Source organism: Arthrobacter sp. 05L45_2 (assembly GCF_056397525.1).
In genome coordinates, this window is the sequence record NZ_JBFTNO010000096.1 from 1 (window position 1) to 11,710 (window position 11,710).

At 69.3% G+C, this 11,710-nt stretch carries 9 protein-coding genes and 1 pseudogene; 8 read left to right on the plus strand and 2 right to left on the minus strand.

Annotated elements, in window-relative coordinates:
- Positions 1 to 291 precede the first annotated feature (291 nt).
- The 4 genes from ligA (at position 292) to AC1DHD_RS09220 (ending at position 4,614) form a co-directional block, all read left to right on the plus strand.
- A complete protein-coding gene (gene ligA / locus AC1DHD_RS09205) occupies positions 292 to 2,595 on the plus strand; it encodes an NAD-dependent DNA ligase LigA (protein ID WP_476879415.1) in 2,304 nt (767 codons plus the stop codon).
- Positions 2,592 to 3,422, plus strand: a complete 831-nt coding sequence (locus AC1DHD_RS09210) for an inositol monophosphatase family protein (protein WP_476879416.1) — start codon at positions 2,592 to 2,594, stop codon at positions 3,420 to 3,422. The genes ligA and AC1DHD_RS09210 overlap by 4 nt, the downstream gene beginning before the upstream one ends.
- A gap of 79 nt (positions 3,423 to 3,501) precedes the next feature.
- A complete protein-coding gene (locus AC1DHD_RS09215) occupies positions 3,502 to 4,005 on the plus strand; it encodes a GNAT family N-acetyltransferase (RefSeq protein ID WP_476879417.1) in 504 nt (167 codons plus the stop codon).
- 87 nt (positions 4,006 to 4,092) lie between these two features.
- Positions 4,093 to 4,614 (plus strand): hypothetical protein, encoded by a 522-nt coding sequence (locus AC1DHD_RS09220; protein ID WP_476879418.1) that lies wholly within the window; start codon positions 4,093 to 4,095, stop codon positions 4,612 to 4,614.
- A gap of 46 nt (positions 4,615 to 4,660) precedes the next feature.
- Here the strand turns inward: AC1DHD_RS09220 and AC1DHD_RS09225 are convergent, their stop codons facing one another.
- Complete coding sequence (locus AC1DHD_RS09225) at positions 4,661 to 5,332, minus strand: response regulator (protein WP_476879419.1); 672 nt, start codon at positions 5,330 to 5,332, stop codon at positions 4,661 to 4,663.
- A complete protein-coding gene (locus AC1DHD_RS09230) occupies positions 5,325 to 7,076 on the minus strand; it encodes a sensor histidine kinase (protein ID WP_476879420.1) in 1,752 nt (583 codons plus the stop codon). The genes AC1DHD_RS09225 and AC1DHD_RS09230 overlap by 8 nt, the downstream gene beginning before the upstream one ends.
- A gap of 132 nt (positions 7,077 to 7,208) precedes the next feature.
- Here AC1DHD_RS09230 and AC1DHD_RS09235 point away from each other — a divergent pair, with 132 nt between their 5' ends.
- The 4 genes and pseudogenes from AC1DHD_RS09235 to gatB form a co-directional block, all read left to right on the plus strand.
- Positions 7,209 to 8,732 (plus strand): CitMHS family transporter, encoded by a 1,524-nt coding sequence (locus AC1DHD_RS09235; RefSeq protein ID WP_476879421.1) that lies wholly within the window; start codon positions 7,209 to 7,211, stop codon positions 8,730 to 8,732.
- Between the two features lie 282 nt (positions 8,733 to 9,014).
- Positions 9,015 to 9,311 (plus strand): Asp-tRNA(Asn)/Glu-tRNA(Gln) amidotransferase subunit GatC, encoded by a 297-nt coding sequence (gene gatC / locus AC1DHD_RS09240; RefSeq protein WP_138769869.1) that lies wholly within the window; start codon positions 9,015 to 9,017, stop codon positions 9,309 to 9,311.
- Between the two features lie 4 nt (positions 9,312 to 9,315).
- A complete protein-coding gene (gene gatA, locus AC1DHD_RS09245; protein ID WP_476879422.1) occupies positions 9,316 to 10,896 on the plus strand; it encodes an Asp-tRNA(Asn)/Glu-tRNA(Gln) amidotransferase subunit GatA in 1,581 nt (526 codons plus the stop codon).
- A 16-nt stretch (positions 10,897 to 10,912) separates the two neighbouring features.
- Positions 10,913 to 11,710, plus strand: a pseudogene (gene gatB / locus AC1DHD_RS09250) (Asp-tRNA(Asn)/Glu-tRNA(Gln) amidotransferase subunit GatB); the annotation flags it as partial.

The following is an 11,710-nucleotide window of genomic DNA, read 5'->3' on the forward strand; positions in this document are numbered from 1 at the left end:
CTGCTGACCAAGGCCCTGGCGGCCACCGACTGGAAGGGTCCGGACGCCGACAAGTTCCGTAACGACTGGTCCGGTGAGCACACGGCCAACCTGAACCGGGTGTCGCAGGCCCTGCAGCAGGCCAGCCAGATGGCYACCCGYAACGCCAGCGACCAGGAAAGCGCTTCCCTCCGCTAAGCACGCTTCGACGAAAGGCCCGGACGCACCGCGTCCGGGCCTTTTGCGTTCCCAGGTTCCGGCGGGTCCGGCCGGTGAACGGACAACGTCGGTGATGTAGGGCAGGATAGGTCTGTGAGCACAGGGAAGACAGCAGCAGAGACCGAAACCCGCAGCGCTGACGAGGAACTGGTCCCCTCCGAAGCCGTCCGGGCGGAGTACGAGGACCTGGTCGAGGCAGTCCGGAAGCACCGCTTCGCGTACTACCAGGAGGACGCCCCGACCATCTCCGACGCCGAGTTCGACGAGCTCTTCCGGCGGCTGGAGACCATCGAGGCCATGCACCCCGAACTCGTGGCCAACGATTCCCCCACCCAGGAGGTGGGCGGCGAGGTCTCCGCCGCGTTCGCCGCCGTCGAACACCTGACCCGGATGTACAGCCTCGAGGACGTGTTCTCGCTCGAGGAACTGGAGGCCTGGATCGCCAAGGCCGAGGCCGGGGTCGCCAAACTCGGCAACGGTGGCAACCCGCCGTCGTGGCTCACTGAACTCAAGATCGACGGCCTGGCCGTTAACCTGCTGTACCGCGACGGAGTACTGGTCCGGGCGGCCACCCGCGGCGACGGCTTCACCGGCGAGGACATCACCCACAACGTCCTGACCATCAAGGAAATCCCGCAGCAGCTCACGGGCGCGAACTTCCCGGCCGAGATGGAAATCCGCGGCGAGGTCTTCATCCCGTCCAAGGCATTCGCGGAATTCAACGAGGCCCTGATCGAGGCCGGCAAGGCGCCGCTGGCCAACCCGCGCAACGCCGCCGCCGGCTCACTGCGGCAGAAGGACCCGGCGGAGACCGCCAAGCGGCCGCTCAAGATGTACGTCCACGGAATCGGGGCCCGCGACGGCCTGGAGACGGTCAGCCAGTCGGACACCTACCGGCAGCTTGCCGACTGGGGCCTGCCCACCAGCCCCTACTTCGAGGTCCTGCCCGGCCTGAAGGAAGTGCTGGACTTCATCCGGCGCTACGGGGACAAACGGCACAGCCTCAGCCACGAGATCGACGGCATTGTGGTCAAGGTGGACGACCTCGCCACCCAGCGTGCTCTGGGCTACACCTCGCGGGTCCCGCGCTGGGCCGTGGCGTACAAGTACCCACCCGAAGAGGTCAACACCAAGCTGCTGGACATCGCCGTCAATGTCGGCCGGACCGGCCGGGTCACGCCCTTCGGCATCATGGAGCCGGTCAAGGTCGCCGGCTCCACCGTCAGCATGGCCACCCTCCACAACCAGGACGTGGTCAAGGCCAAGGGCGTCAAGATCGGAGACATTGTTGTGCTCCGAAAGGCAGGGGACGTCATCCCCGAGATTGTCGGGCCGGTGCTTGCGCTCCGGGACCAGCAGGACCCGCCGGTCCGGGACTTTGTTATGCCCACCGACTGCCCCTCCTGCGGTACACCGCTGGCACCCGGCAAGGAGGGCGACGTGGACATCCGCTGCCCCAACGCCCGTTCCTGCCCGTCGCAGCTGCGCGAGCGCGTGTTCCACGTGGCCAGCCGCGGAGCCTTCGACATAGAGGCGCTCGGCTGGGAGGCCGCGATCGCCCTGACCCAGCCCACCGAACCTGAGGTCCCGCCGCTGAGCACAGAGGCGAATCTGTTCCGGCTCAAACCCGAAGACCTCGCCGGGGTCCGGATCCGCCGCGAAAAGCGCTCCAAGGGCGTGCCCACCGGCGAATTCGAGCTGGTGCCGTACTTCTACACCAAGGGCACAGCCAAGGCGCCGTCCAAGCCGACGGCCACCACCGAAAAGCTGTTCAGTGAGCTCGAGAAGGCCAAAACCCAGCCGCTCTGGCGGGTCCTGGTGGCGCTGTCCATCCGGCACGTCGGACCCCGGGCGTCCCGGGCCCTGGCCACCGCGTTCGGCACCATGGACGCCATCCGGCAGGCGTCCGAGGAGCAACTGGCCAACGTCGACGGCGTGGGCCCGGTCATCGCCGTGGCGCTCAAGGAGTGGTTCGCCGAGGACTGGCACCGCGAAATCGTCGACACCTGGGCCGCCGACGGCGTCCGGATGGAAGACGACCGCGACGAGTCCACCCCGCGGACCCTCGAAGGCCTGACCGTGGTGGTCACCGGCAGCCTCGAAGGGTTCAGCCGGGATGAAGCCAAGGAAGCAATCCTCATCCGCGGCGGCAAGGCAGCCGGTTCCGTCTCCAAGAACACCAGCTACGTCGTGGCCGGGGAGAACGCCGGGACCAAGCTGGACAAGGCAGAGCAGTTGGGCCTTCCCGTCCTTGACGAGGACGGCTTCCGCGCCCTGCTCGCCGGCGGCCCGGCCGCCCTCGGCGGCGACGCAGACGCCGACGCCGACGCCGACGCCGACGCCGGGACAGCCGACGCGGCGGACGCGGACGGAGACGACGGGGAAGCCACCGAATGACCGCCGGCACGGAGCAATTCCCCACGCCTGCTGCGTTTCTGGCGCTGGCGCGGGAGGCTGCCGCCGCCGGTGCCGCGGTGCTGGCCGGCCGGAGCGCCGAGGCGCTGGGCGTGAGTAACAAGGGTGACTCGGGGGACTGGGTGACGTCCTTCGACCTCGCCGCCGAGGCCGCCGTCCGCGACGTCATCACTCGGGCCAGGCCGGGGGATGCGATCACCGGCGAGGAAGGCGGCACCGTCCGGCCGGCGGATCCGAGCGGGTTCCGCTGGTCCGTCGACCCCCTGGACGGCACCACCAACTTCATCCGCAACATCGTCTACTACGGAACCTCCGTGGCGGTGGCCGGCCCCGACGGCACTTGGCTGGCCGGCGTCGTCCACGCCCCCGCGCTGGGCCGGGTCTACTACGCCTCCCGCGGCCAGGGCGCCTGGCTGGAACAAGGAGGGCAGCGGACCGCCCTCAACGGACCCGTGCCGGGCCGCTCCGGCCAGATCCTGGCGACCGGGTTCAGTTACGATCCGGCGGTCCGGGCCGAACAGTCCGCCGCACTCGGCGGGCTTATGGATGGCTTCGCCGACGTCCGGCGGCTCGGGTCGGCGGCGCTGGATCTGTGCCTGGTGGCGGACGGCACCCACGATGCCTACGGTGAGCGCGGCCTCAACGAACACGACTTCGCCGCCGGTGCGCTCATCGCGGAGGAGGCCGGCTGCTGGGTGCGCCGCCCGCGGCTGACCAGCGTCCTCGACGGCGGCCCGTCCGACGACGAACGGCTCGCCGCCTGGACCTGCGCCGGACCCCTCGAACTGTCCGGCACGTTCCCGCTCTGACCGGTGTCCGCCTGATAGTTCGGTCACGGAAACCCCCGGTTGGCGGGCCGCGGGTCCCCGCCCCCCGTACCATGGACTGGTGCATTCGCAGATCCTCATTCGTCCCGCCGTCCCGGCCGACTACGACGCCGTTGCCCGCATCACCCGGGACGCCTACCTGGCGGCAGGCCACTTTGAAGACGGCGACCACCCGTACATGCAGGAAATCCAAAAGGTCGCCCAGCGGCACGAGAACGCGACCATTTGGGTGGCGGAACGCGCCGGCCGGATCGTCGGGTCGGTGACCCTCGCCGTCGCGGGGGAGCCCTACGCCGACATCGCCCGCCCGGACGAACTGGAATTCAGGATGCTCGTGGTGGACCCGGCAGTACAGCGCAGCGGCGCCGGCAAGGCCATGGTGCAGGCCATCATTGAACACGCCCGTTCGCTGCCCGGCGTCACCGGGGTGGCCCTGACCACCGGCCAGACCTGGGAAAGCGCCCACGGCCTCTACCGCTCATCGGGTTTCCGCCGCGTCCCGGAGCGCGACTGGTTCGTGCCGAACACGGACATCAAGCTCCTCGTCTACCGCCTGGACCTCTAACCACCCGCGCCCGACCCGGTAGGGTGTGCAGTCAGAGCATCATCCCCTGACGCACGCCCGCAAGCGCCGAGTACAGCTGGAGGATCCATGGCCCCGCACATCCCCGAAACCCTGGACAAGAAACTGCTTGGCCTGTATCTCTCCGACCACCTGACCGGCGCCACCGCCGGGCTGGGCCGGATCGAACGGATGGCCGGGGACTTCACGGACACCCCGTTCCGCGCCGAGCTCACGGCTCTTGCCGCCGAAATCCGGCGTGAACGCGACATGCTCCGTGGCGTGATCCATGACCTGGGCATCCGCCAGCGGCCGCACCGGCAGGCCGCGGCCTGGCTGGCCGAACGCGCCGGACGGCTGAAACTCAACGGACGCCTGCTGAGCCGGTCGCCCATGACGCTGGTCCTGGAGTCCGAACTGATGCGGGCCGCGGTGCTGGCCAAGATCGGCGGCTGGCAGACGCTGGAGGAGCTGGCCCCGGAACTCGGGCTTGAGGCCGCCACGTTCGCCAACCTCACCGCCGAAGGCCGGGCCCAGATCGCCACCCTGGACCGCGTCCACGACCACGCCCGTAGCCAGGCGTTCCGCAAGGGCCGCGACGTCACCGGCTGACGGCTGGAACCCGCACCGCCGCCGTCGGCAGGCTAGCCTGCGTCCGCTATCCGGCCGCCCCGGCCGGCACCCCGTAGCGGTGCTCGGGCCGCCCGGTGGTGCCGTAGCGCAACTGGATGTCGACGGCGCCGTCGTCCGCCAGCGCCGACAGGTACCGCTGGGCCGTCGCCCGGGAGACCCCTACGCGGGACGCCACCTCCGCCGCCGAATACTGTTCCCCGGGCTCCAGGGACTCCAGGACCGCCGCCTCCGTGGCGGAGCGCGGCCGGGCCGAAGGTGCGACGTCGCCCGGAATGAGGGCACGTTTGGCCCGCTCCACGGTCTCCTGTGACAGGTTGCCGGGCTGGGCCAGGATCCGGCGGTAGCGGGCGTAGGAGCGCAGCTGCTGGGACAAGGACTCGGACGTGAACGGCTTGAGCAGGTAGCCAAGGGCGCCACGCCGGAACGCGACCCGGATCGAGGCAGCGTCCGAGGCGGCACTGAGGATCATCGTGTCAACGTCCAGCTGGTGCAGCAGGTCCAGGCCCGAGGCGTCCGGCAGGTAAACGTCCAGTAGCACCAGGTCGGGCCGGAGGCTGTGGATGGACTGCAGGGCCTGCGACGCCGAGCCGGCCGGCGGCAACGCCAGGAACCCGGCCACCGAGTCCACGTAAGCCGCGTGCAGCTTGGCGACGTGGAAGTCATCGTCCACAATCAGGACCCGGAAATCTTCAGACAACGTTGTCTCCTTCTGTACTGTCGCCTACTTCTGTATCAACGGATGCGGCTCCGGCGACCGTCCCGGGGAGGACCGCCATAAACACCGCGCCGGGGCCGCCCCGCGAACCCCGTTCCAGCACCACCACATCCCCGCCGCGGCGCCGGGCCAGCTGCCGGGCCAGTGCAAGTCCCAGCCCTTGGCCGGCCCCGGCCCGGGCGGGTCGCTGCGCGGTGGTAAAACCCTCGGCGAAGACCCTGTCATCGGCATCGGCATCCGGCTGGCCCGCGGCTGCCGGGAGTCCGTCACCGGAATCGCCCACAATGATGTGCAGCGTGCCTGCCGCACCGCCGTCGGCGGGTTCGTCCAACACTTCCACTTCCACCCAGCGGTCGGCCGCGGCGCCGGCGACGGCGGCGTTCACTGCGTTGTCGATCAGGTTGCCCAGCACGGTGGTCACCTCCTGGGGCTCCACCACGTGGCCGCGGACCAGGGTCTCCGGGCCAAGCCGCAGGCTGACCCCACGCTCGTCGGCTTCCACGCCCTTCGCGCCGAGGAACGCCTGGAGGTAGGTGTCCTGCAGCAGCTCGGCCTGGTCCACCGGGAACTTCAACGGCCCGGTCGCCGCGAGCCGGGCAAGGTAGTCCTGGGCCTGCTGGTGCTGCCCGATGCTCATAAAGCCGGCGATGGTGTGCAGCTGGTTGGCGAACTCGTGGCGCTGGGCGCGCAGGGCGGTGGACATGGTGCCCACGGCGTCCAGCTGGCGGGTGAGCTGCTGCAGTTCAGTGCGGTCGCGCAGGGTGACCACCCAGCCCAGGTCCTCCCGGCCGTGCAGGGCCTTGCGGGCGCTGGCCACCAGCACGCGGTCCCCGGCCAGGAGTTCGACGGCGTCGCCCTCGCCGGCGTCCGGCCGGGTCAGGGCCTGCAGCGCGGCCGGCACCGGGGCTCCGGCCCACGGCGTCCCGGCAAGATCGGGCTGGTCCAGCATCCGCCGGGCCGCGGCGTTAAAGACGCTGATCCTGCCGTCGGCGGCGACGCCGATCACGCCGTCGTCCACGCCCTGCAGCACCGCGACCTGATCGTGGACCAGGGTGCTGATCTCCTCCGGTTCCAGTCCCAGCGTCAGCCGACGGAGCCGGTGCCGCAGCAGGAAGGAGACCACGCCGCCGGCCAGCAGGGCGCCCGCTGCGGTGAGGGCGATCGGCACAATGTCCCGGGTCAGGCTCTGGCCGATGGACTCGGTGGAGTAGCCCACGCTGACTTCGCCCACCACGGTGCCGGAGCCGGGCGCGTAGACGGGGACTTTGGCGCCGGCGGAGGGGCCCAAGGTTCCGGTGTTCCGGGTGGTCACTTCCTTGCCGGAGAGTGCCTCGGAGGGGTCAGTGCTGACGCGTTCGCCCAGCCGGTCGGCGTCGGGGTGGGCCAGCCGGAGGCCGGTTTCGTCGGTGATCACAACAAACAGGGCACCCGTGCGTGCCCGGGCGCCCTCGGCGGCGGCCATCAGCGGCCCCGCGAGCAGTTCAGCAGGCGGGGGAGTGCCGGTCCGGGCGCTGATCTGCCGGACTTCGGCCCGCACCGCCGGGTCCGAGGCCACGGTTCGGGCCAGGGTCAGCGCCTGGTTCTCCGCCTCGCGGCCCAGGCGCTCGTAGGTCAGCCATGCGTGCACGGCGCTGCTGAGCAGCACCACCAGGACCACAACGCCCAGCTGGAGCAGCAGGGTCTGCGTGGTGAACCGCAGGTGCCTGCGGCGTGTGAGGGCTCCCACGGCGGCCCTCCTTCAATGGTGTGGCGGCGTCAGCGGCCTGTGAGCAAAATGAGCAAAATGCGTCCAACAAGCAGTATGCCAATCAATTGAGCCAAAGGCACCTCCGTGACGCAGACCACCCTAACGTCTGTAGTGCGCATCACAGCGGAGTGGTGCGGAACACAGAAGAAGGAGCCGGCTGTGCTGGTATTACTCGGATTCGCCATGATTGCAGTCTTCATGGTGCTGATCATGACGAAGAAGCTGACGCCGGTGCTGGCGCTGATCATCGTCCCCACTATTTTCGGGCTGTTCGCCGGCGCAGGCCTCGGCATCGGGCCCATGGTCATGGATTCCATGAAGTCCATGACGTCAACGGCCGCGCTGTTGATGTTCGCCATCATCTACTTCGGCCTGATGATCGACGTAGGACTCTTCGACCCCCTGGTCCGGTTCATCCTGCGCAAGCTCGGTAACGACCCCGCCAAGGTGGTCCTGGGCACCGCGATCCTCGCCGCCGCCGTCTCGCTCGACGGTGACGGCTCCACCACCTTTATCCTCACCACCGCCGCCATGCTGCCGGTCTACCTGCGGCTGAAGATGAGCCCGGTGGTCCTGACCTGTGTGGCCGGCCTGGCCAACGGCACCATGAACATCCTGCCCTGGGGCGGCCCCACCGCCCGCGCCGCGTCCGCGCTGAAGATCAGCGTTTCCGACGTCTTTGTCCCGATGATCCCGTCGCTGATCGCCGGCCTCGTCGTGGTGTTCGTCTTCGCCTGGCTGCTGGGCCTGCAGGAACGCAACCGCCTCCGCGCCGTGGCCCCGGAAATCTGGGCCGAGGGCGCGAAGTTCGACGGCGGCACCCCTGCCGGCGGCACCGGCACCGGCGTTAGCGGCTCGGGACGTTTTGGTTTCGGACGCAAGTCCGCCACCCCCGCCGGCGGAGCCCCCGCCGCGGGCGGCACCGGCGTCGCGGTCCTGGAACGCACCGAGGACCTTGTGGACGAGCGCGATTCGGCCATGGCGGACACCGCCCTGGATCCCAACCGCAAGACCCTGCGCCCCAAGCTGTTCTGGTTCAACCTCGGCCTCACCGTCGCCGTGATGGTGACCCTGGTTGCCAACATCGTTCCGCTGCCGTTCGTCTTTATGGTCGGCGCCGCGATCGCCCTGCTGGTCAACTTCCCCAACGTCAAGGACCAGGGCGCCCAGCTGATCGCCCACGCCCCCTCGATCGTCGCCGTCGTCAGTATGGTCATGGCCGCCGCGGTCCTGACCGGTGTCCTCAACGGCACCGGCATGGTCAAGGCCATGTCCGAGTGGCTCGTCCAGATCATCCCGGCGGACATGGGGCCCCTGATGGCCGTCATCACCGGCGTGCTCAGCATCCCGATGACGTTCTTTATGAGCAACGACGCGTTCTACTTCGGCGTCCTGCCCGTCCTCAGCGAAACGGCGGCCCACTACGGCGTCGGTGCCGCGGACATGGCCCGGGCCTCCATCACCGGCCAGCCGTTCCACCTGCAGAGCCCCCTGGTCCCGGCCATCCTGCTGCTGGTCTCGCTGGCCAAGGTGGAGTTGGGCGACCACCACAAGAAGGTCCTGTGGCGCACCGCCGTGATCTCCCTGGTCATGCTCGGGGTAGGAGTAGCCACCGGAGCGATCGGCATCGGCTAACCAAACCAATAAAACAGAAGAAGGCAGGGTGCGGAAGATTTTCCCCACCCTGCCTCCTTCTGCATGTGGGGTGAGTCCGACATCGCTGAAGGTGAGAGCGGCACATCGGCGACGGGACGGACATCCGGAAGCGTGCGTCTAAGCGAGGTACGAGCGAGCACGCGGAGGATCGTCCGGCCCGCCGCCGAAAGGCGACCACGTCCGGCGATAAGCCGGACGGTAACCACACGCAGGGACACGTAGACTGGGACGGAAAATAATCCGAACTTGCAGGGGAGATCCATGGCTGCGATCAACCGCGACGACGTCGCGCATCTCGCGCGTCTCGCGCACATCGAGATGAGTGCTGAAGAGCTGGACAGGATGGCCGGCGAACTCGCCGTCATCGTGGAGTCGGTTAAGTCCGTCAGTGAAGCCGCCGGTGATGACGTCCCGGCCACGTCCCACCCGATCCCGCTGACCAACGTGTTCCGCGAGGACGTTGTGGGCCACACCTTCACGGCCGAGCAGGCGCTTTCCGGAGCCCCCGACGCGTATGAGGGCCGCTTCAAGGTCCCGGCAATCCTGGATGAGGACTAAGACCATGACTGAAACCACCCCCGAGCTGTTCCGCCTCTCCGCGGCAGCGCTCGCCGAGAAGCTCGCCGCCCGCGAGATCACCGCCGTCGAGGTCACCCAGGCGCACCTGGACCGCATCGCCGCCGTCGACGGCCAGGTCCACGCCTTCCTGCACGTCAACGCCGAGGAAGCCCTCGCCGTCGCCGCCGAGGTGGACGCGATCCGCGCCGCCGGCGGCCCCGCCGCCGAGGAACTGCACGTGCTCGCCGGCGTGCCGATCGCCGTCAAGGACCTGATCGTCACCGTCGGCCAGCCCACCACGGCCGGCTCCAAGATCCTCGAGGGCTGGCACAGCCCGTACGACGCCACCGTGGTGGAGCGCCTCCGCGCCGCCAAGATGCCGATCCTCGGCAAGACCAACCTGGACGAGTTCGCCATGGGCTCCTCCACCGAGCACTCCGCATACGGGCCCACCCGCAACCCCTGGGACCTGGACCGGATCCCCGGCGGTTCCGGCGGTGGCTCCGCGGCCGCCGTCGCCGCCTTCGAAGCACCGCTTGCCCTCGGCACCGACACCGGCGGGTCCATCCGCCAGCCCGGCGCCGTCACCGGCACCGTCGGCGTCAAGCCCACCTACGGCGGCGTGTCCCGCTACGGCGCCATCGCCATGGCCTCCTCCCTGGACCAGATCGGCCCGGTCTCCCGCACCGTGCTGGACTCGGCCCTGCTGCACCAGGTAATCGGCGGCCACGACCCGCGCGACTCCACCTCCCTGCCCGACCCGCTCGAGGACCTCGTGGCCGCGGCCCGGACCGGCAACGTCGAGGGCATGAAGATCGGCATCATCAAGGAACTCCACGGCGAGGGCTACCAGGCCGGCGTCGAGAACCGCTTCAACGAGGCGCTGGAGCTGCTCAAGGGCGCCGGCGCCGAGATCGTCGAGGTCTCCTGCCCCAACTTCAAGTACGCCCTGGGCGCCTACTACCTGATCATGCCCTCGGAGGCCTCCTCCAACCTGGCCAAGTTCGACGGCGTCCGGTTCGGCTTGCGCGCGCTGCCCGAAGAGGGCCCGATGACCATTGAACGCGTTATGGGGGCCACCCGCGCCGCCGGCTTCGGTGACGAGGTCAAGCGCCGCATCATCCTCGGCACCTACGCCCTGAGCGCCGGCTACTACGACGCCTACTACGGCTCGGCCCAGAAGGTCCGCACCCTGATCCAGCGCGACTTCGACGCCGCGTTCGCCCAGGCCGACGTGCTGATCTCCCCGACGGCGCCGACCACGGCGTTCAAGCTCGGCGAGAAGCTCAACGACCCGCTGGCCATGTACCTCAACGACGTCGCCACGATCCCCGCCAACATGGCCGGGGTTCCGGGGCTGTCCCTGCCCGGCGGCCTCGCCGACGAGGACGGGCTCCCCGTGGGTGTGCAGCTACTCGCCCCGGCACGGCAGGATGCCCGGTTGTACCGCGTCGGTGCCGTCCTCGAGTCGCTGCTCGAGGCGCAGTGGGGCGGACCGCTGCTGGAGAAGGCCCCCTCACTGACTGACGCCGACGCCGATTCTTCCACCGCTGCCACGGCCCTGAGCCACGGAGGTTCACACTAATGACTGATGCAACCCCCGGAAGAACTACTTCTACCCGGACACCCCGAAGAACTTCCAGACCTCGCAGTACGACGAGCCCATCGCCTACGACGGCTACCTCGACATCGAGCTCGCCGACGGCACCGTGTTCCGCGTCGAGATCGAACGCGCCCACATGGAGGAGGACGCCGGCAAGCTCACCCACATGGGTGGCGCCGCCGGCCGCATCCAGGGCGCGGACTACTCCCTCGTGGATTACAACCGTTCCGGTGTGCCGCTGGTCGAGATCGTCACCAAGCCGATCGAGGGCGCCGGCAGCCGTGCGCCCGAGCTCGCCAAGGCCTACGTCGCCGCGGTCCGCGAGATCGTCAAGAACCTSGGCGTCTCGGACGCSAAGATGGAACGCGGSAACGTCCGCTGCGACGCSAACGTCTCRCTSCGCCCGCACGGCCGCGAACGCTTCGGCATCCGYTCSGAGACCAARAACGTCAACTCGCTGCGCGCCGTCGAACACGCCGTCCGCTACGAGATCCAGCGCCACGCGGCCGTCCTGGAATCCGGCGCGCCGGTGGTCCAGGAGACCCGGCACTGGCACGAGGACACCCGCTCCACCACCTCGGGCCGGCCGAAGTCCGACGCGGACGACTACCGCTACTTCCCGGAACCGGACCTGGTGCCGGTTGTCGCCTCGCGCGAATGGGTCGAGGAGCTCCGGGCCACCCTGCCCGAGCCGCCGGCCGCCCGCCGCAAGCGCCTGCAGGCCGACTGGGGCTACTCGGACCTTGAATTCCGCGACGTCGTCAACGCCGGTGTCCTCGACGAAATCGAGGAGACC